At 63.9% G+C, this 19,150-nt stretch carries 18 protein-coding genes; 13 read left to right on the plus strand and 5 right to left on the minus strand.

Annotated elements, in window-relative coordinates:
* Positions 1 to 5 precede the first annotated feature (5 nt).
* The 3 genes from BLW71_RS05000 (at position 6) to BLW71_RS05010 (ending at position 2,555) form a co-directional block, all read left to right on the plus strand.
* Positions 6 to 1,106, plus strand: a complete 1,101-nt coding sequence (locus BLW71_RS05000) for a LacI family DNA-binding transcriptional regulator (protein WP_091793730.1) — start codon at positions 6 to 8, stop codon at positions 1,104 to 1,106.
* 71 nt (positions 1,107 to 1,177) lie between these two features.
* The gene (locus tag BLW71_RS05005) at positions 1,178 to 2,008 is read left to right on the plus strand and encodes a YhfC family intramembrane metalloprotease (protein WP_091793732.1); all 831 of its coding nucleotides are present in this window, start codon (positions 1,178 to 1,180) and stop codon (positions 2,006 to 2,008) included.
* Positions 2,009 to 2,189: 181 nt separating this feature from the next.
* Positions 2,190 to 2,555, plus strand: a complete 366-nt coding sequence (locus BLW71_RS05010) for a DUF3022 domain-containing protein (protein ID WP_091793734.1) — start codon at positions 2,190 to 2,192, stop codon at positions 2,553 to 2,555.
* Positions 2,556 to 2,582: 27 nt separating this feature from the next.
* Here BLW71_RS05010 and BLW71_RS05015 read toward each other — a convergent pair whose 3' ends face one another.
* Complete coding sequence (locus BLW71_RS05015; RefSeq protein WP_091793736.1) at positions 2,583 to 4,694, minus strand: hypothetical protein; 2,112 nt, start codon at positions 4,692 to 4,694, stop codon at positions 2,583 to 2,585.
* A gap of 288 nt (positions 4,695 to 4,982) precedes the next feature.
* Here BLW71_RS05015 and BLW71_RS05020 point away from each other — a divergent pair, with 288 nt between their 5' ends.
* Positions 4,983 to 6,287, plus strand: a complete 1,305-nt coding sequence (locus tag BLW71_RS05020; RefSeq protein ID WP_091793740.1) for an MFS family transporter — start codon at positions 4,983 to 4,985, stop codon at positions 6,285 to 6,287.
* Between the two features lie 91 nt (positions 6,288 to 6,378).
* On the opposite strand, the gene BLW71_RS05025 is transcribed toward BLW71_RS05020, so the two are convergent.
* Complete coding sequence (locus tag BLW71_RS05025; protein WP_091793742.1) at positions 6,379 to 6,816, minus strand: PGDYG domain-containing protein; 438 nt, start codon at positions 6,814 to 6,816, stop codon at positions 6,379 to 6,381.
* Positions 6,817 to 7,133: 317 nt separating this feature from the next.
* Positions 7,134 to 7,649 (minus strand): Spy/CpxP family protein refolding chaperone, encoded by a 516-nt coding sequence (locus tag BLW71_RS05030; RefSeq protein WP_091793745.1) that lies wholly within the window; start codon positions 7,647 to 7,649, stop codon positions 7,134 to 7,136.
* A gap of 187 nt (positions 7,650 to 7,836) precedes the next feature.
* On the opposite strand from BLW71_RS05030, the gene BLW71_RS05035 reads away from it, so the two are divergent.
* The 3 genes from BLW71_RS05035 (at position 7,837) to BLW71_RS05045 (ending at position 10,677) form a co-directional block, all read left to right on the plus strand.
* Positions 7,837 to 8,721 carry a LysR family transcriptional regulator gene (locus tag BLW71_RS05035; protein WP_091793747.1) on the plus strand — a complete coding sequence of 295 codons (885 nt, stop codon included), beginning with the start codon at positions 7,837 to 7,839 and terminating at the stop codon, positions 8,719 to 8,721.
* A gap of 157 nt (positions 8,722 to 8,878) precedes the next feature.
* A complete protein-coding gene (locus tag BLW71_RS05040; protein WP_007181725.1) occupies positions 8,879 to 9,337 on the plus strand; it encodes an Lrp/AsnC family transcriptional regulator in 459 nt (152 codons plus the stop codon).
* A 251-nt stretch (positions 9,338 to 9,588) separates the two neighbouring features.
* Complete coding sequence (locus BLW71_RS05045) at positions 9,589 to 10,677, plus strand: saccharopine dehydrogenase family protein (RefSeq protein ID WP_091793748.1); 1,089 nt, start codon at positions 9,589 to 9,591, stop codon at positions 10,675 to 10,677.
* A gap of 137 nt (positions 10,678 to 10,814) precedes the next feature.
* Here the strand turns inward: BLW71_RS05045 and BLW71_RS05050 are convergent, their stop codons facing one another.
* Both BLW71_RS05050 and cydX read right to left on the minus strand, forming a co-directional pair.
* Positions 10,815 to 11,432 (minus strand): P-loop nucleotide/nucleoside kinase family protein, encoded by a 618-nt coding sequence (locus tag BLW71_RS05050; RefSeq protein WP_091793750.1) that lies wholly within the window; start codon positions 11,430 to 11,432, stop codon positions 10,815 to 10,817.
* Positions 11,429 to 11,578 (minus strand): cytochrome bd-I oxidase subunit CydX, encoded by a 150-nt coding sequence (gene cydX / locus BLW71_RS05055; protein ID WP_091793752.1) that lies wholly within the window; start codon positions 11,576 to 11,578, stop codon positions 11,429 to 11,431. Before cydX ends, BLW71_RS05050 begins: the two co-directional genes overlap by 4 nt.
* A gap of 238 nt (positions 11,579 to 11,816) precedes the next feature.
* Between cydX and BLW71_RS05060 the strand changes: the two genes are divergently transcribed.
* The 6 genes from BLW71_RS05060 to BLW71_RS05085 all read left to right on the plus strand — a co-directional run bounded on the left by BLW71_RS05060 (position 11,817) and on the right by BLW71_RS05085 (position 19,024).
* A complete protein-coding gene (locus BLW71_RS05060) occupies positions 11,817 to 12,293 on the plus strand; it encodes a hypothetical protein (protein WP_091793755.1) in 477 nt (158 codons plus the stop codon).
* Between the two features lie 182 nt (positions 12,294 to 12,475).
* Positions 12,476 to 13,453, plus strand: a complete 978-nt coding sequence (gene corA, locus BLW71_RS05065) for a magnesium/cobalt transporter CorA (protein WP_091793757.1) — start codon at positions 12,476 to 12,478, stop codon at positions 13,451 to 13,453.
* Positions 13,454 to 13,782: 329 nt separating this feature from the next.
* The gene (locus BLW71_RS05070) at positions 13,783 to 14,745 is read left to right on the plus strand and encodes a sugar ABC transporter substrate-binding protein (protein WP_091793759.1); all 963 of its coding nucleotides are present in this window, start codon (positions 13,783 to 13,785) and stop codon (positions 14,743 to 14,745) included.
* A gap of 300 nt (positions 14,746 to 15,045) precedes the next feature.
* Positions 15,046 to 16,644: a sugar ABC transporter ATP-binding protein gene (locus BLW71_RS05075; RefSeq protein WP_091793761.1), complete on the plus strand. Its 1,599-nt coding sequence runs from the start codon at positions 15,046 to 15,048 to the stop codon at positions 16,642 to 16,644.
* On the plus strand, positions 16,641 to 17,720 hold the full coding sequence (locus BLW71_RS05080; RefSeq protein WP_091793763.1) for an ABC transporter permease: 1,080 nt from the start codon (positions 16,641 to 16,643) through the stop codon (positions 17,718 to 17,720). The genes BLW71_RS05075 and BLW71_RS05080 overlap by 4 nt, the downstream gene beginning before the upstream one ends.
* Before the next feature lie 263 nt (positions 17,721 to 17,983).
* A complete protein-coding gene (locus BLW71_RS05085; RefSeq protein WP_091793765.1) occupies positions 17,984 to 19,024 on the plus strand; it encodes a LacI family DNA-binding transcriptional regulator in 1,041 nt (346 codons plus the stop codon).
* Positions 19,025 to 19,150: the final 126 nt, after the last annotated feature.

Consider the following 19,150-nt stretch of genomic DNA (forward strand, 5'->3'; position numbering starts at 1 on the left):
CGCCGATGAGCACGACCCCGCAGGCCGCGCCGCGCCGCGCGACGATCACCGACGTCGCGCGCGAAGCCGGCACCGGCAAGACCAGCATTTCGCGCTATCTGAACGGCGAGATGAGCGTGCTGTCGCCTGAACTGCGCGCGCGCATCGAGGCCGCGATCGCGCGCCTGAACTATCAGCCGAACCAGATGGCGCGCGGCCTCAAGCGTGGCCGCAACCGTCTGATCGGCATGCTGGTGGCCGACCTGACGAATCCCTACACAGTCGAAGTGCTGCAAGGCGTGGAAGCGGCGTGCCACGCGCTCGGCCTGATGCCGCTGATTTGCCATGCGGCGAACGAAGTGGAGATGGAGCGGCGCTATCTGCAACTGCTCACCACGTACCGGGTGGAAGGCGTGATCGTCAACGCAATCGGCGTGCGTGAGGAAACCCTGCGGCCCGTGGGCGGCGGAGGGATTCCGGTGGTGCTGGTCGACCGTCTGGTGGACGGGCTCGTCGCGGATATGGTCGGTCTCGACAACCAGGCGGCGGCCGAACTCGGCACGCGGCATCTGCTGGACAATGGTTTCGACGATATCTGGTTCGTCGTTCAGCCTTTCGAGCAGGTCAGCTCGCGGCAACTGCGCGAAGCGGCGTTTCGCGAGGCGATGAGCGCTCAGAGCGGGCAACCTGGACAGCGCGAAGGGAAGGGCGCCGCGCGCGGTCACACGCTCGTGCTGAATCTCGCGGACGCAGCCGAAGTCGAGCGCAGCCTCGCCGAACTGGACCGTGCGATCGATGCGGCGGCCCGCGCGCGCGAAACTGCCGGCGGCACGGGCAAGTCCGCGCGCGTCGCGCTGTTTGCGGCCAATGCGCCCGTTGCGCTGCGTCTCGCCTTGCATCTGAAAGCGCGCTATGGCGCCGACTGGCAGGCCCGCGCCGCGCTGCTTTCCATCGACGACCCCGACTGGGCCGAATTGACCGGCGTCACGACGATCCGCCAGCCGACCTACGAGATCGGCTACCGTGCGGTCGAGTTCCTGCATGAGCGCATCGAAGGCGTTCAGACGACCGCGCGCGATTGCCTGCTGCCTGGCGAACTGATCGTCCGCGCCTCCACTTTGCGCTGAATTCCCGCCGATCTGCGATCATTCGGGCTGCGGCGCGCAGTGGGTGCGCGCCGGTCATCGCAAGGAAACTCATGGTTGTTGCACCGCTTACCCTCTCGAGTCTCGCCCTCGCGACGCTGCTCGTCGCCGCTTTACCTTTCCTGATCTACCGCCGTCTGCGCCGGCCGCTCGCGCTCAAGCCGCGTGACGCCATCACCGGCGTGGCCGTGTTTGCGTTCTTCGCCATGGTGATCGAGCGCGCGCTGAACGACTTCGTGCTGCATCGGAACGAAGCGAGCGCGACCTTTCTGTCGAATCCGGTCGCCTTCGTCGTATACGGCGCGCTTGCCGCGGGTATCTGCGAGGAAGTGGGGCGGTTCATCGGCATGCGGCTGCTGCTCAAACGCGCGGCGGCGAAGTCCGGCTCCACGGCGTTCACGGCGGGCAAGGGCGATAGCGGCGCGGATGGCACCGCGCTGACCTACGGCCTGGGCCACGGCGGCGCCGAAGCCTGGCTCGTCGGCGTGCTGGTGCAGATTCAATGGATTCTGTTCGCGATCTTCGAAAACCGCGGTGAACTGGACGGCTATCTGAGCAATCTGCCTACCGACTCGGTGATGCGCATCCATCTGATTCTCGCCAGCCTGACGCCGCAGACCGCCGGCATTTTCGCGCTCGAACGCATTGCCGCGCTGGTGTTCCAGATCGGCTTGTCGGTGTTGATGTGGCGCGGCTTGCGGGCCGGCTGGCGCGGCATCCTGCCGCTCGCGATTGCATTGCATGCGCTGGTGGACGTGCCTGCCGCGATGTTCCAGGCGCAACTCGTGCCGCTCGCGGCAGTGGACGCCGTGTATGCGGTCGGCGCGGTGATCGTCGCCGGGCTGCTGTTGCGGGCGTTCAGGCGTCCGGCGGTGGCGGCATGAGGGCTGCGCTCGATGGCCGCGTTTGATGGCCGCGTTTGATGGCCGCACGCCTGCCGCTTGATCGTTGCTTAATGGCCGTTTGATGACCGCTTGATGGCGCGCTCGGTGCGCGCGCCATGTTGAACCATTGGCCGTTCTCTACAATCGGCCTCCTTTCACGCCTATCCTTTTGGCACTCCCCATGGAAGCTTACCAATACGACTGCGCCAATCCCGAGTTCGAGGAACTGGCGCGCGTCATCAGCGATCTGTTTCCCGAGCAGACGCAGTTCATCCAGCGTGCCGCGGAAGACGGCACGCCGACGCTGGCGGTTCACTGGGTGGCGATGCGGTTCGGCGCAACGGCGCGCCGTATCGTAATGACGGTGGTGATTACGCCGGCGGCGCTGGCCCGTTATCGCGCCTCGCCGGCGCGGCTGCGTGGCCGCAGTTTCGCGGTGCTGCGCGCGTATGTCGAGGCCTCGCTGGGTTCGCTGGAGGAACAGTATGCGAACGGCGAGGCGGTGCCGCGTGAAGTCACGATCGAACTCGGCGACGAGTTTGCGTGACGCCGTAGTCACGCAAGCCGGCGCGGCTCAGTCTCCGTCGTAGGGCTCGGCGATCTGATTGCCGGGGTGCTTCGCGTTGAAGTCCTCGCGTATCTTTTCCTTGAGGTTGTACGTGTCGGTTTCGCGCATGCGGGCGTCGTACTGATCCGAGATTCCACCGAGGACGAGCCCGGTGGTCGCAAGCGCGAAAGACAGGGCCGGCCCGACCACCGGCACGAATCCGATCATGCCGCTCGCCAGATTGATCACGGAGGCGCCGAAGTCCATCCGGTCCTGTGGCGTCAGCTTGCCTGCCTTCTGCTTTTGCAGATACGTGTCCAGCGCGACGCCAAACGATGCGCCGCCAAGAGCGGTATTGATCGCCGCCGGCACCATCTGCATGCGCAGCGGCTTGGATATCTTCATCCAGTCGGGCCAGCTGTCGGTTTTCGAGAGTATGTTGGCCTGGCGCTTCGCAAAGAAATCCGTGTATTTGTCGGACCACTCCTTCAGCTTCGATGGACGCTCGCTTGCGGGCGTATCCCTCAGCAGTTTGCCGAGGTCGCCGAAAGCCGTCCTCGAATCGGTCAGCGCGTTTTCCCGCTCCTGCATGGCGCTGTTGAACTGGTCGTAGGCCGCGTGCTTCAGGCCCGCCAGCTGATCGAGCTGCTTGCCGAGTTCGAGCGCCTGCGGCTTGCCCGACTGGCGTGCGGCGTCTGCCGTATCGAAGCCCTGGCTCTTGAGTTGGGCGATGACGTCCCGTGCCTTGGCGTCGATGGTCTTGATATTCTCGTGGGCGTCGCTGGCCGCATCGGTGGTCGAGCTTTTCAGTTTTGTCGCGAGGTTCTGCATTTCGAAATACTGGGGGGCGAGATCGTTCGTCGCGTCCTGTATTTCAAGTTGCTGTACGTCGGGATTCGTTTTCGCGAGCTTTTCGATGACGTCGTCGCGCAAGCTTTGTTGTTGCTGCGCGAGCTGGTCGTCGATGTGTCCAGTGGTTTGCTTGTCGAGCGCGTCGATTTCGTCATCGAGCTTGCCGTGCGGATCGAAGTCGGCAAAGTTCGCGGAGCTGCTCGGTCCGGCGACCGGTTGCGGAGCGCCTTGCGTCGCGCCACTGGGTCCGGCGACCGGTTCCGGCGCACCTTGCGTCGCGCCGCCCGGGCCTCGCCCTGCCTCGCCCGTGGATCCGCCAGTCACGGTGCCTGGTTGCCTAGCTGTTTGCAGCGTTCGTTTCGCCTGTTGCAGCTTGACCAGGTGATTGCCCAGATCGGTGCCGACGCCAATGGTGAGCTCGTTGATGCCCTGTGCCGTGGTCGCGCCCGCCGTGATGAAGTCCTTCGTCGGATCCTGACCTTTATGCAATTTCTCCACGCCGGACAGAAAAGATAGCCCGCCTTTCGTGAAATAACTCGCGGCGGCATTCAGACGAGTACCCGTCAGAATGCCCAGGCGACCATTCGGTCCCAGAGGATCGAGCACGCTCTGGTTCGGCCGCTGCCACGCCGCGAGAGGCGTGTTCTTCAGGAGGGCGGAATCGTTGAAGCGCGCTTCGTCGAAGATGAGCGCGCGTGCATAGGTGCTCGCCGCCTTGCCATATTTTCCGTAGGTTGAAGCGGCATCCGCATGATGAGTGAGCGCGGACAGGTCGACGTTGGCCTTCTGTCCGATGGTGTCCAGCGACTCATCGCCTTTGGCGTTCTGCAGGGCAGTTTTGAGCCGGTCGATCTTCGACTGCAGTTCGGGCGTCGGTTTGTCTGATGCGTTCAATTGCCGCACGCGGTTATACGTCGACGCGGCCGCGATCAGGTGGTCGGTCGTATCGCGGCCCTGGTCGATATCCTGATCGACCGCGGCGAGCGACGCATTGAACGTCTCCATATCGGCAGCGACCTCGTTGCCGATGACCGCCTGCGTCGCCATGGCGTTAGCCTCGACATCGATCGTGCTGGCGGCTGCCGCCGCGCCGACCTCCCCGGAGGGCAACTGCGGAGCGGCCTTTATCGACGCGTCGGCTTTTGCGATGGGCGTGGATGGTTGAGCCGGGTTCTGCCGGTTGCCGACATGCGCTGGAGCGCCGCGATTCTGCGAGTTGGGTGCGTTGTCCTGAAGATCCGACATACCGTCGGGCCGGAACGGATAAGAGGCTGCATTGACTTTCATTGAAACTCCTGCGGGAAGGCGCCTCGTACAGTCACATCGTCATGCCGCCGGCGCACGTTGAGCGGTGTCCCATGCTCGCGCCGCCTGACCGTCCGGCGGAGGTGAATAAACATTTTTGTGACATAAGTTTCGTTGGTCCGGGTAAGCAAAAATTAATTAGATATACGGAATCTCGATCCGGGATGCACAACATTCAATTAGAATGCCGAACCAAGAAAATAACGAAGCGTGGCCCAGCCGCGCACTATCAATACAATCACCAGGGGACATGCAGGAGCATAAAGACCGATGACAAATCTCAATATTCCGGCGGCAGTATCCACACAAGACACACGGCGCCGCATCTTCGCGATCGTTGGCGCTTCATCGGGCAATCTCGTCGAGTGGTTCGACTTTTACGTGTATTCGTTCTGCGCGCTGTACTTTGCGCCGGCGTTCTTCCCGAGTGGCAATCCGACCACGCAGTTGCTCAACACCGCCGGCGTGTTCGCGGCAGGCTTCCTGATGCGTCCGATCGGCGGCTGGTTCTTCGGCCGTCTGGCCGACAAGCACGGCCGCCGCATGGCCATGATGGTGTCGGTGTTCATGATGTGCGGCGGGTCGCTGGTGATCGCGCTCTTGCCCACCTACGCACAGATCGGCGCGCTCGCGCCGGCGCTGCTGCTGGTTGCGCGGCTGTTCCAGGGGTTGTCGGTGGGTGGCGAATATGGGACCAGCGCGACCTATATGAGTGAAGTCGCGCTCAAGGGGCGGCGCGGCTTTTTTGCGTCGTTCCAGTACGTGACGCTGATCGGTGGGCAGTTGTGCGCGCTGCTCGTGCTGGTGGTGCTGCAACAAACGCTCTCCACTGAAGAGCTGAAGGCGTGGGGCTGGCGCGTGCCGTTCGTGATCGGCGCGCTGGCGGCCTTGATCGCGCTGTATCTGCGTAAATCGCTCGACGAAACCACCACGGCCGAGACGCGTCATCGCAAGGAAGCGGGCACGTTGCGCGGTCTGTGGGTGCACAAGGGCGCGTTCATGACCGTGCTCGGCTTCACGGCCGGCGGCTCGCTGATTTTCTACACGTTCACGACGTACATGCAGAAGTACCTGGTCAACACGGCAGGCATGCATGCCAAGACGGCCAGCAACGTGATGACTGCGGCGCTGTTCGTGTATATGGTGATGCAGCCGGCGTTCGGTGCATTGTCGGACCGCATCGGCCGCCGCCGTTCCATGCTGTTCTTCGGGTTTTTCGCGACTATCGGCACGGTGCCGTTGCTGCACGCGCTGAAAGACGTGACGAGCCCATATGCGGCATTTGGCCTCGTGGTGTTGGCGCTCGCGATCGTGAGCTTCTACACGTCGATCAGCGGACTGATCAAGGCGGAAATGTTCCCGCCGGAAGTGCGCGCGCTGGGCGTGGGGTTGTCGTATGCGGTGGCCAATGCGATCTTCGGCGGCTCGGCGGAGTATGTCGCGCTGTGGTTGAAGCAGGCGGGCAGCGAGTCCACGTTCTACTGGTATGTGACGGCGATGTGCGCAATCGCCGGTGTCGTGGCGTTCCTGATGCGTGACCCTTCGAAAGAGGGCTATTTGCGGCACGAGCCGTGAGCCGCCAGCAAAGCCTCGAATCCACGCGCTTGTCGCGCGAGCGCGGTCGTGACCGGTCAGGCGCTCGCGCGGTCAGCGCCGCTAATCACGCCTAACTCGCCACGCGATAAACCTTTGCGAAGCGTGCCGCCTGTACCACACCGTAGTCGCCAGGCGCGTACTGCATGACCCAGTCGCCGGCGGCGCCGTGGAGCACGTCGCCACCGTTTGCCGAGCGCGCGAGCGTGAACGCTTCATGCATCTGTTTGGCCAGCACGACAGCGGGGCGGTTGCGGTACGCACCCGCTTCGCCGTGCGAGATCGTTGCGTCGGCGGGAACGTATTTGGCGTCGAAGCGTTCCCGTGAGACGACCCAGCGGTCACCCGTCGATCCGGTGATCAGCGCGTCGCCGCGGACGTAACGGTTCGGGCCTTCAAGGCTCATCAATTCGCCTTCGGCGGCGGCAAATTCCACGCTGACCGTTTCGTCTTTTACGACACGGCAGGCGTTAGCGTCTTGATTCAGATCGAGATTTTTGAGTTCGGTCATAAAGCGAGCTGGTATGGGGAGCGGGGCGGCGGCGCAGGACTTCAGGTCTTCGGGCCGCGTACGACTCGCATCATGCCAGATGCATCTGACGACCGGTTTCTTTTGCGATGAACAGCGGCGCGGAACGGCCGTGTGTCGCATATACGTGAAAAGACAAAACGGAAGGTTGCCGGATCGGCATGCGGATTCAGAGAAAGCGCGAATTGGTGGGGCGGAGCCGGTCTACGCGGCCGGTCATGCAATAAGCCCGGCCAATAAATTCGGCCAACCACCCCGGCGCGCGCCGCGGCATATCCGCGCGGCGCGCAGTGGGTTTCTTACGGCTTCACAGTGGCGTCGCTTGCCGGGGCAGCGGCGGCCTTGCCACCTTTACCCTTGCCACGATGGCCATGGCCTTCCACACCGCCCGGTTGATGGAAAGTCACGTCAGCCAGTTTCTTCTGTTCCGGCGAGAAGCTGTTATACAGCGGGTCGAACGCATCGACCAGTTTCTTCATGCCGTCAGCATGTGCTTGCGCGATGGTCGCGTATTGCTTCATGTCGTCGAGCGCGGACACGTTGGTGGCGGCCCGGCGCTGCTGGAACAACTCGCCCATCGTCTGGCCATTGCCGCGCATCACGTCGGCGAACGCTTTCCACTGTGGTTCCTGAGCCGAAGTAATCTTCAGTTGCGAATGCAGGTAGGCGATGCGGTCTTCGACATTGCGCTCGTGGCCGGCCTTGGCGGCGGGTGCCGAAGCGGCGCTCACCGGCGCCGATGCCGGCGCGGAAGTTTGTGCGAATGCGCCGCTCATGGCGACTGCGGTGGCCAGCATTACCAGTGCTTTTTTCATCGAAACTCCTGATGTCTGTTCGAATTGGGACAAGGCTCGTGTGCGAGCGGCCCGCCTTGCGCCAGTCATGGCGACGCATGGCGGCCGGCTGCCCACTTTGCCGTCGCCGCTATTAGTATCACGATATCCCTACAATGCGGCTCTTGTGCGACAAACGCTTACAACCGAAACGAACAGGAAATAGCGGGTGGACAAATTCGTCAGCATGGAAATCTTCGTCGCGGTGGTCGAGGCGGGCAGTCTGACGGCGGCCGCCGAGCGCTTCGACATTTCGTCGGCGATGGTGGGCAAGCATATCCGTTCGCTGGAAACCCGGCTCGCCACGCGGCTCCTGACGCGCACGACACGCCGGCAAAGCCTGACGGAGATCGGCCGGCAGTATTACGAGCAATGCCGGCGCATCCTCGCTGACGTCAAGGACGCCGAGTCGCTTGCCGAGGCGATGGCCGCCGCGCCGCGCGGCGTGCTTAAAGTGACGGTGCCGCTCACCTATGGCGTGGAAGTCTTCGCCCCGGCAATGACCGAATACCTCACCGCATGGCCAGACATCACGCTTGAACTCGATCTTTCGAATCGCGTGATCGACCTGGTGGAAGAGGGTTTCGATGCGTCGATACGCATCGGCCAATTGCCCGATTCGAGTCTGGTCGCACGGCCGCTGAAACCCTACCGGATGCGCGCATGCGCTTCTCCGGCGTATCTGGCGCGCGCCGGCACGCCGCGCACGCCGGAGGATCTCAAGGAGCATGAATGCCTCGGGTTTCTGCACTGGGGCCGCGAAGGTTTATGGCGCCTCGGCGGCGAGAGCGCGGAGGAGAACCATCTGCGCGCCGGACGGTTTCGCGCGAACAACGGCCAGGCGCTCAAGGTCGCCGCGTTGCACGGCTTCGGGCTCGTGTTGCAGCCGGAGGCGCTGCTCGCGAGAGAAATCGCCAGCGGCGAACTGGTGTCCGTGCTGGAGGACTATCTGCCGGAGGGCGCGCCGGTCCATCTGGTTTATCCGCGCGATCGCCGCGCCACGGCCAAGCTCACCAGCTTCATCGATTTCGTGATCGAACGGTTCGGGGCGTAGCGCCGGCAGCCGCTGCCAGTTGTCATGAAGTGGGCAACGCTTGCGATGTCTGTCGCAGCCTGCTTGACGGTTCATGTGGATCGGCCCGCCGACTTCTCCATTCGCCGCCGCAGACGCGCGATAATCCGCCTCATCTGAACCACATCATTGACCTTCGATGAGACCTCCGCGCCTCGACCAACTCGACGATCTCGACCGCAACCTGGTTGCGCTGCTACAAGCCAACGCACGCGAGAGCGTCGCCAATCTCGCGCGCCAACTGGGCGTGGCGCGGACTACGGTGATCGCGCGAATTGCGCGGCTCGAGCGCAGCAACGTGATCGCCGGTTACAGCGTTCGGCTCGGCCAGGACGTGCTCGACTCGAGCATCATGGCCTACGTCGGCATCATCATCGCGCCCAAACACGGGCCCGCCGTGCAGAAACGTCTCGGCAAGATGCCCGAGGTGCAGTTGCTGTGCGCGGTGAGCGGCGAGTTCGATTACGTTGCGTGGCTGCGCGCCGATTCGCCCGACCGGCTCAACGATCTGCTTGACCAGATCGGCGGTCTGGAGGGCGTGGAGCGGACCACGACCTCGATCATTCTCGCGCGCAAGATCGACCGCGGCATGGTGTGAGCGCACGAGCGGCCTCCGTGGGCTGCGCACGGCGCCATTCATTTACGCGGTTTTAACAACTTTTCGACACATCGACTGATGTGTTCGTCATAACGTCGAAGTTCATAGTCATAGCGCAGCATTTTGCGCGTATGAAGTGTTTTTGCTTCTCCCTAAACTGTTGCTCAAGGGTTCAGCCCGCTGGGCGCGGCGCCACGAGCGCAGCGCACGTCCCAAGCTGGAGACAGCACACAGATAACAAGGAGAAGCGTATGAAAGTAGCTATCGTAGGCGCAGGTTTGATCGGTCACACCATCGCCCATATGTTGCGTGAAACCGGCGACTACGAAGTCGTCGCGTTCGACCGCGACCAGCACGCGCTCGACAAGCTCGCCGCTCAGGGCATTCCGACCCGCCGTGTGGATTCCGCCGATGCCGCCGCGCTGCGCGCGGCCGTGCAAGGCTTCGACGCGCTCGTCAACGCGCTGCCTTATTACCTCGCCGTGAACGTGGCCGCGGCTGCCAAGGGCGCGGGCGTGCATTACTTCGATCTGACGGAAGACGTGCGCGCCACGCACGCGATCCGCGCGATCGCCGACGACGCCTTCATGCCGCAGTGCGGTCTGGCGCCGGGCTTTATCGGCATTGCCGCGCACGAACTCGCAAACCGCTTCACGGAAATCCGCGACGTCAAGATGCGCGTGGGCGCGCTGCCGGAATTCCCGACCAACGCGCTGAAGTACAACCTGACGTGGAGCGTCGACGGTCTGATCAACGAGTACTGCCAGCCGTGCGAAGCGATCCGCGACAGCCGCACGCAATGGGTGCAGCCGCTCGAAGGCCTCGAACATTTCTCGCTCGATGGCACCGAGTACGAAGCCTTCAACACCTCCGGCGGTCTTGGCACGCTGTGTGAAACCTTGTCGGGCCGGGTGGAATCGCTCGACTACAAGTCGGTGCGCTATCCGGGCCACCGCAACCTGATGCAGTTCCTGCTCGAAGACCTGCGTCTTGCCAGCGACCGCGACACGCTCAAGAACATCATGCGCCGTTCGGTGCCTTCCACCGCGCAAGACGTGGTGCTCGTGTTCATCACGGTGAGCGGCATGCGCGACGGTCAACTGGTGCAGGAAGTCTTCACCCGCAAGATCTTCGCGAAGACGGTGTGCGGCGTGCCGATGAGCGCGATCCAGATCACCACGGCCGGCGCGATGTGCGCGGTGCTCGATCTGTTCCGTGAACAGAAGCTCCCGCAAAAGGGCTTTGTGCGTCAGGAGCAGGTGTCGCTGCGCGATTTCCTCGCGAACCGCTTCGGCCAGTTGTACGAGGGGCAGTCGCTGGAGACGATGGCGACTGTCTGACGGCGTGGCATGAGGGCCGTGCGACAACGTGGCGGCAGGCGAGAAAAGCCTGCTGCACACAGCAATGAAGACTCCGTAGAGGGTCTTTCAAACGCCCTGCGCTGCGGGGCGTCGTTTTTTGTGGCGTGCCGCGCAGGCTAATCCGGCACCGGCGGCATGATCGCCGCCCCGCGCGGCGCGCCGACAATGCGTGCGAGCAGCGCTTCATAATCCGCCGAAGCGGGCGCGGTATTGTCGAACATCAGCAGGTCGTCGCAGAGATCGCCGCTGGGCGCGAAGCGGCGCTGCCGGTACTCGTCCCAATGCGCGAGTTTGTAGGCGTCGTTCGGATTCGCGCGCTCCACGATCCGCTGATGCGCCGTCTCTTCCGACGTATAAACCCATACGACCCGCAACGCTACTTCGGCACTCACGCCCAGCCACGCGCGATCGAACAGGCGCCGCTCGCGCACTTCGCGCGAAAGCGGCCCGACCACCAGCGCGCTAACGCCGAGTTCGAGATTGTCGCGGGCGGTGTCGAGCAGGCCGCGGTACTCGGGATCGCGCAGATGCTCGAGGAACAGCGGGCTGTCGCGGTCGTTGGGGTCGCCGGTCAGCATGGCCATGGCGGCCGCGCTGTAGCCACCGTAAAGCGTATCTTTATCGAGCAGGCAGAAGGGCGTGCCGCACGCTTTCATCAGCGGGCCATGCAGTTTCCTCGCGAGCGTGGTCTTGCCCGTGCCTGCGTGACCGCAGAAGAAAACCATATGCGTCACGAAGGCGTGTCCTCCGGCGGGGCGGATACGGCGCCAGCCACCTGTGGGTCACGGGCGAACTTGCCGCCGGCCTCCAGCCACATCACGTTGATGATGCCGAAGCCCAATGCCACGCCGATGCCGAGAATCCAGGTGAAATACCACATTGCTGTCTCCTTGTGATCGGCAGGTTACGAGCTGCCCTTTGCAGCGATCATGAAGAAGAACGCGGCGCCACGCAAGGGGCCAGGGGTCGTCCATTCGGCCAGGCTGGCAGAACGGGCGTGCGTTGCTATCATGCATGGAAAGGGAGCAGCAGCGGTCAGGACGGTCGGGCATCGTCCGGCATGCTGGTTAGAAGAAGCAGAAAAGCGGGACCACAATCAACAACACGGGAGAACCCGCATGCCGATGCGTCTGGATCACCATCGCAAAGCCGCGCTGGTCGCCATGGCCCGGCTGGGCGCGTTGGGCACGCTGGCCGCGTTGAGCCTTGGCGTGCTCGCCGGCTGCGCTTCCACACCCGCCGAGCCCGTTCCGTTCAAGGCAGTGCCGGCCGCGCGCATCGTCCGGGCTGGCTACACGGAGCCGGGGGCGGGGCTCGTCGCCGTGGATGTCCGGCGTGAGCGCTCGCGCGACGTGATCGTGCGTTTTCGCAGTGCGCTGGTGTATATCGACGGCGAGCAGGTCACGGACGTAATGAACGGCGAGCACGTGGTCTTTTATCTGAGCCCGGGCGTGCATCGCATCGCCGTGTCGACGCAGTTTGATCCTGTCATCGAAATGCGCTTTATGGTGACGGCGGATACGCGCTACACCAATCGCGCTTCGGTCACGTTCGGCGACGACCACCGCATTGCGCTGCAGCGGGTCGCTCAATAGCGTTCTCTGCCGCGCGAGCATGCAGCCTGAAGCGCCCACGCGGTTTAACAATTCGATACATGACGCCCACGCATAGCCCTTAACATGACGGCTATTGCAAATCCGGCCCGTTTAGGCCCGACGCGTGGCTTACGCGTCGTAAGGGTCCGGCCGGTCTGTTCCGTTTTCAAGGTAATTCAAACATGCTGATCAATTGCGCCGCCTATCAGGACGGCCGGAAGCTGGCAGACATCGACATCGATAGCATCAGCGATTACGTGGCGCGGCCCGAGTGCTTTGTCTGGGTGGCGCTGAAGGACCCGGGCCCGGGAGAGCTGGCCGTGATGAAACACGAATTCGGCCTGCACGAACTCGCGATCGAAGACGCGCAGAACGGTCACCAGCGCCCCAAGATCGAGGAGTACGGCGAATCGCTGTTCGCGGTGATGCACACGGTGGAGATGGACGAAGACAACGAATTGCTGATCGGCGAAGTCGACGTGTTCGTGGGGCGCAACTATGTGCTGTCGGTGCGGCGCGGTACGCGCATCGGCTTTCAGAATGTGCGCGCCCGCTGCGAGCGCGAACCGCAATTGCTCAAGGAAGGCTCGGCGTTCGTGCTGTATGCGCTTGCCGACGACATCGTCGATCGATATTTTCCGATCATCGAGACGATGAACAGCGAGATCGAGGCACTCGAAGACCGTATCTTCGACCGCAACAATTCCGCGGCGTCGCGCGCGATCATCCAGGATCTGTACTCGCTCAAGCGCCGCCTCGTGATCCTGCAGCACCATATCGCACCGCTGCAGGAAGCCATCAGCAAACTCACGGGCGGGCGCATTCCGAGCGTCTGCGAGGGCATGCAGGCGTACTTCCGCGACGTCTACGATCACCTCGAGCGGATCGTGAGAATCATCGACGGACGGCGCGAAATGGTCGTCACCGCCGTGCAGGTCAATCTCGGCATGATTTCGCTCGCCGAGAGCGAGGTGACCAAACGGCTCGGCTCGTTCGCCGCGCTGTTCGCGGTGCCGACCATGATTGCCGGCATCTACGGGATGAACTTCCAGAGCATTCCCGAGTTGCACTACAAGTACGGCTATCCGATCTGTCTGGCGGTCATGCTGACCGTCGACCTCGTGCTGTACTGGCGATTCCGCAAAGCCGGCTGGCTTTGATCGACGCAGAGGGCGGCGCTTTGCGAACTCGTCCCGCGTTGTCCCCGCTTGCATCGTGCGCAATAAAAGTCCAGCATAGGCGGCCCGCCGGGCTGTGATCTTGCAGCCGGCGGCAAATTCGCCAAGCACGGACCAAGCGAGGGACCCTTTGCCACACGTCACCTGCCGGCGCGCCGATCCGGTGCGCCGGTTCGAATCGAGCGGGTGCGCCGCACCACCGCGCGTCGTTGACAATTCACGCGGACTGCGCTGAGAATGGCCCACGCAAACGTTTGCGCACTATTAAAAATAAGGCTCTTTTTTGAGCCCGACAGACCCTGGAGATAGGCATGAACCAACGCATTCGCCGCCGCATCCTGGCGGCCGCCGTCCTCGCCACCGCCGGCGCCGCTTTGCCGTTTTCCTCCGCGTATGCGCAGAGCGCGCCCGCTCACAAGCCGAAGGTCGCGCTGGTCATGAAGTCGCTCGCCAACGAGTTCTTCCTGACCATGGAAACCGGCGCGAAGGACTATCAGAAGCACAACCCGTCGCAATTCGACCTGATCACCAACGGCATCAAGGACGAGACCGATACCGCGAACCAGATCCGCATCGTCGAGCAGATGATCGTCTCGAAGGTCGACGCGATCGTGCTCGCGCCGGCTGATTCGAAGGCGCTGGTGCCGGTCGTCAAGAAGGCGGTGGATGCGGGCATCATCGTCGTGAATATCGACAATCGGCTCGACCCGGACGTGCTCAAGTCGAAAGATCTGAACGTGCCGTTCGTCGGGCCCGATAACCGCAAGGGCGCGCAGAAGGTCGGCGATTATCTGGCCAAAAAGCTCAAGGCGGGCGACGAGGTCGGCATCATCGAAGGCGTGTCGACCACCACCAACGCGCAACAGCGCACCGCCGGCTTCAAGGACGCGATGCAGAAGGTCGGCGCGAAGGTCGTCTCGGTGCAATCGGGTGAATGGGAGATCGACAAGGGCAATGCGGTGGCGTCGGCCATGCTCAACGAATACCCGAATCTGAAGGCGCTTCTCGCCGGCAACGACAACATGGCGATCGGCGCGGTCTCGGCCGTGCGCGCGGCGGGCAAGCAGGGCAAGGTGCTGGTGGTCGGCTATGACAACATCAACGCGATCAAGCCGATGCTCAAGGACGGACGCGTGCTCGCCACCGCGGATCAGTACGCCGCCAAGCAGGCCGTGTTCGGTATCGACACCGCGCTGAAGGCGCTCAGCGAGCACAAGAAGCAGTCGGATCTGTCGGGCGTGGTGGAGACGCCGTGCGATCTGGTCACGAAGTGAACATGGCCCGGTTAGCGCCGGGCCAAGTCGTACGCAGGTTCGGGGCAACGACGTTTCATGCTCAATGCATGGCGTGCGCTCACGAACCCGCGGCTATTCAATAAGCGCTCAAGAAACCTGCCGTGCCGCCGTTAATTCCAGAGGTAAGCGTCATGACGGTGCCGCGCGACGGGAGGGGGCGTGGCTGTTAGCGCCTGTGCATTCCGCACATTGGGCCCGCATGACACGAGACGGCCGGTGGCGGCCACATGCAAACGGATTGCGTGAGGCCACCGCCGCCGCCTTGGAACCAGGATTGCGATGGATTCAACCGACCACGACGCTGTACCTGCCGTACTGTCCGTCAGCGGCATCGGCAAGACCTACGCCGAACCGGTGCTCGCCGACATCTCCCTGTCGCTGCGCGCCGGCGAGGTATTGGCGTTGACGGGTGAGAATGGCGCAGGCAAGAGTACGCTGTCCAAGATCATTGGAGGGCTGGTCGAGCCGACCGCCGGCACGATGCGGCTCGGCGGCGAGCCTTATGCGCCGGCAAGCCGCACCGAGGCCGAGGCGCTCGGCGTGCGCATGGTGATGCAGGAGCTGAATCTGCTGCCGACGTTATCGGTGGCCGAGAACCTGTTCCTGAACCGCCTGCCGCGGGTCGGCGCGTTCAGCTTCGGCTGGATCGACCGGCGCAAGCTGCGTGAAGACGCGCGCCAGGCCATGGCGCAGGTCGGCCTCGACGCGATCGATCCGGACACGCTGGTCGGCGAGCTCGGTATCGGTCACCAGCAGATGGTGGAAATCGCACGCAATCTGATCGACGACTGCCGCGTGCTGATCCTCGACGAACCGACCGCGATGCTGACCGCGCGCGAGGTCGATCTGCTGTTCGAACAGATCGACCGGCTGAAGGCGCGCGGCGTGGCGTTGGTCTACATCTCGCACCGCCTCGAGGAACTGGCGCGAGTGGCCGAGCAGATCGCGGTGTTGCGCGACGGCCGGCTGGTGCATGTCGACGCGATGGCCAACCTGACCAGCGACCAAATCGTCACATGGATGGTCGGCCGTGAACTCGGCGAGCGGATCGATCTGGGCGTGCGCAACATCGGCGCGCCGCTCCTGAAAGTGGAGCGGCTTACACGCGGCAAGGTGGTGCGCGAGGTGTCGTTCGAAGTGCGTGCGGGCGAGATTTTCGGCATTAGCGGCCTGATCGGCGCGGGCCGCACGGAGTTGATGCGGCTGATTTACGGTGCCGATCAGAAGGATAGCGGTAGCGTCGCGCTGGCTGCAACGCCGGGCGCGCTGCCCACGCCGGTGCAGATCGCTTCGCCCTCGGACGCGGTGCGCGCCGGCATCGCGCTCATCACCGAAGACCGCAAAGGCGAAGGCCTGCTGCTGCCGCAGCCGATCGCGGCCAACGTGTCGCTCGGCAATATCGGCAGCGTGGCGCGGCACGGTATCGTCGACGCGAAGCGGGAGAACGCGCTGGCGCAGAAGCAGATCACCGCGATGCGGATCCGCACATCCGGGCCGGCGCAGATTGTCGGCGAGCTGTCGGGCGGCAACCAGCAGAAGGTCGTGATCGGCCGCTGGCTGGCGCGCGACTGCCGCGTGCTGTTGTTCGACGAACCGACGCGCGGCATCGACGTCGGCGCGAAGTTCGATATTTATGGCTTGATGGGTGCGCTGGCTCGCGAAGGACGCGCGCTCGTCGTGGTGTCGAGCGACTTGCGGGAGCTCATGCTGATCTGCGACCGGATCGGCGTGATGTCCGCGGGGAGCATGACGGGTGTGTTCGAGCGCGACAACTGGTCGCAGGACGCGCTGCTGGCCGCGGCTTTCGCCGGCTATCGCAGCCGCGAAGCGTTGCTGCACGCCGCCCCCGACACCAGCGAAGCAGGGAGTCTGTCATGAACGATCAATCGGCGCCTGAAGCATCGGGCGACAAGCCGGGTGTGGGCGGCGTGGGGAGCGTGAGTGGTGCGGGCAGCACGGGCGCCGTCGCGCCGCCCGCCGACCCGTCGGCGCCGCTCGCGAGCGGCAAGCCGGCCGGCACGCGCCTGGGCTTTTCGAATTACCTCGGGCTCGCCGGCGCGTTGCTGGCGATGATCGTGCTGTTCTCGCTGCTGAGTTCGCACTTTTTGACGTACGACACCTTCAGCACGATCGCCAATCAGATTCCGGATCTGGTGGTGATGTCGGTGGGCATGACCTTCGTGCTGATCATCGCCGGGATCGATCTGTCGGTGGGGTCGGTGCTGGCGCTGGGCGCGTCGGTGGTGAGCGTGGCCGCGCTGAAGTGGGGCTGGGGGCCGTTGCCGTCGGCGCTGCTCGGGGTCGCCGCGGCGGCGCTGACCGGCACCATTACCGGCGCGGTGACGGTGGGCTGGCGGATTCCGTCGTTCATCGTCTCGCTCGGCGTGCTCGAAGCCGCGCGCGGCATGGCGTATCAGATGACGAATTCGCGCACCGCCTATATCGGCGACGCGTTCGACTTCCTGTCGAACCCGATCGCAGTTGGCATCTCGCCGGCGTTCCTGATCGCGGTGGCGGTGATGGTGATCGCGCAACTGGTGCTCACGCGCACGGTGTTCGGCCGCTATCTGGTCGGCATCGGCACCAACGAGGAGGCGGTGCGGCTCGCAGGCGTCAATCCGCGGCCGTACAAGGTCATCGTGTTCGCGCTGATGGGCGCGCTCGCCGGGCTGGCCGCGCTGTTCCAGATCTCGCGTCTGGAAGCGGCCGACCCCAACGCGGGCCAAGGCGTCGAACTGCAGGTGATCGCGGCCGTGGTGATCGGCGGCACGAGCCTGATGGGCGGGCGCGGCTCGGTGATCAGCACCTTTTTCGGCGTGTTGATCATTTCGGTGCTGGCGGCCGGCCTCGCGCAAATCGGCGCGAATGAGCCGACCAAGCGCATGATCACCGGCGCGGTAATCGTGGTGGCGGTGGTGCTGGATACGTACCGCAGCCGTCGCAAGCGCGCCTGATCGAGGGCCGGCGCGGCAAGCCGGCAGTTCACGGCACGCCGGCAGCAGAAGTAGCGGAAGTAGCAGAAGTAGCGGAAGTAGCAGAAGTAGCAGAAGTAGCAGAAGTAGCAGAACCGGAAGCCGCATGCACGGCACGGGCAGTCGCAGCGAGACGCGCGGTAAAGCGTCAGTATTTACGGGGTTGGTCAGTTTTCGAAGAAAACGGCCGGTAGGTCGCCAGGTGGTGCGGCCGGCGGGTAAAACAGGCAGGAGAGCAACAGGTTATGGCGACGATCAAGGATGTAGCGGCCGCGGCGGGCGTGTCGTTCACGACGGTATCGCACGTGGTGAACAACTCGCGGCCCGTGTCGGCTGACGTGCGCGCGAAGGTCGAGCACGCGATCCGTCAGCTTCACTATGTTCCGTCGGCGGTGGCCCGCTCGCTGAAGGCACGGTCGACGGCGACGATCGGGCTCGTCGTGCCGAACACCACGAACCCGTATTTCGCGGAGCTGGCGCGCGGCATCGAGGACGGTTGCTCGCGCAACGGCTACTGCGTGTTCTTCTGCAATTCCGACGACGATCCGGCCAAGCAACGTAACTATCTGCGCGTGCTGCAGGAAAAGCGGATCGACGGCCTGATCGTCGCATCCGCCGGCGACGACGCCGTGCTCGCGCAGACGCTCGCCGACTCGCGCGAGCCGCTGGTGATTCTGGACCGCAACATCGAAGGGCTGAATGCGGATCTCGTGCAGATCGACCATGAGAAGGGCGCGTATCTCGCCACCCGGCATCTGCTCGAACTGGGGCACGTACGGATTGGCTGTATTACCGGCACCGTGCAGACAGCGGTTAGCGCGATGCGCGTGCATGGCTTCATCCGCGCGATGAGCGAGCGCGGCATCGAGATTCCGCCCGACGCGATCGTGGAAAGCGATTATTCGGGCACCGGCGGTTACCGCGCGGCGGGCCAACTGTTCGACACGGTCAAACCGTCGGCGATTTTCGCCTGCAACGACATGATGGGCATCGGCGCGCTGCGCGCAGCCGCGGAACGCAATATCAGCGTGCCGCGTGATTGCTCGATCATCGGGTTCGACGATATCGAACTGGGGCGTTTCACCTACCCGGCGCTCTCGACCGTCGGCCAGTCGGTGCGCGCGCTCGGCGACATCGCCGCGCAGACGCTGATCGAACGCATTGCCGGTGGCTCGCCCGATAGTCCGCGTCCGCCTGGCCGCCGGCGCGTCGTATCGCCGCGGCTGATCGTGCGCGAGTCCACCGCGACCTGGGGCGGCGCGGCCAAACGCGATCTGGCGGCCTGATCTGGCGTCCAGACTCTGCGCTGCGCGCGCATTGTCGAACCCGCATACGCGCGATGGTGCGCACCCGCTCGCCCGGTGCATCCGTGCATGACCGCTGCTGACGACCTGGACATCGATTTCCCGGAG

It is taken from the genome of Burkholderia sp. WP9, assembly GCF_900104795.1.
In the GTDB taxonomy this organism is placed as follows: domain Bacteria; phylum Pseudomonadota; class Gammaproteobacteria; order Burkholderiales; family Burkholderiaceae; genus Paraburkholderia.

Coding starts and splice junctions, on each gene's coding strand:
- BLW71_RS05085 (WP_091793765.1), top strand. CDS start 17,984: ATGGCGACGATCAAGGATGTAGCGGCCGCGGCGGGCGTGTCGTTCACG.
- cydX (WP_091793752.1), bottom strand. CDS start 11,578: ATGTGGTATTTCACCTGGATTCTCGGCATCGGCGTGGCATTGGGCTTC.
- BLW71_RS05075 (WP_091793761.1), top strand. CDS start 15,046: ATGGATTCAACCGACCACGACGCTGTACCTGCCGTACTGTCCGTCAGC.
- BLW71_RS05000 (WP_091793730.1), top strand. CDS start 6: ATGAGCACGACCCCGCAGGCCGCGCCGCGCCGCGCGACGATCACCGAC.
- BLW71_RS05040 (WP_007181725.1), top strand. CDS start 8,879: ATGAGACCTCCGCGCCTCGACCAACTCGACGATCTCGACCGCAACCTG.
- BLW71_RS05060 (WP_091793755.1), top strand. CDS start 11,817: ATGCCGATGCGTCTGGATCACCATCGCAAAGCCGCGCTGGTCGCCATG.
- BLW71_RS05010 (WP_091793734.1), top strand. CDS start 2,190: ATGGAAGCTTACCAATACGACTGCGCCAATCCCGAGTTCGAGGAACTG.
- corA (WP_091793757.1), top strand. CDS start 12,476: ATGCTGATCAATTGCGCCGCCTATCAGGACGGCCGGAAGCTGGCAGAC.
- BLW71_RS05020 (WP_091793740.1), top strand. CDS start 4,983: ATGACAAATCTCAATATTCCGGCGGCAGTATCCACACAAGACACACGG.
- BLW71_RS05045 (WP_091793748.1), top strand. CDS start 9,589: ATGAAAGTAGCTATCGTAGGCGCAGGTTTGATCGGTCACACCATCGCC.
- BLW71_RS05030 (WP_091793745.1), bottom strand. CDS start 7,649: ATGAAAAAAGCACTGGTAATGCTGGCCACCGCAGTCGCCATGAGCGGC.
- BLW71_RS05070 (WP_091793759.1), top strand. CDS start 13,783: ATGAACCAACGCATTCGCCGCCGCATCCTGGCGGCCGCCGTCCTCGCC.
- BLW71_RS05080 (WP_091793763.1), top strand. CDS start 16,641: ATGAACGATCAATCGGCGCCTGAAGCATCGGGCGACAAGCCGGGTGTG.
- BLW71_RS05015 (WP_091793736.1), bottom strand. CDS start 4,694: ATGAAAGTCAATGCAGCCTCTTATCCGTTCCGGCCCGACGGTATGTCG.
- BLW71_RS05005 (WP_091793732.1), top strand. CDS start 1,178: ATGGTTGTTGCACCGCTTACCCTCTCGAGTCTCGCCCTCGCGACGCTG.
- BLW71_RS05025 (WP_091793742.1), bottom strand. CDS start 6,816: ATGACCGAACTCAAAAATCTCGATCTGAATCAAGACGCTAACGCCTGC.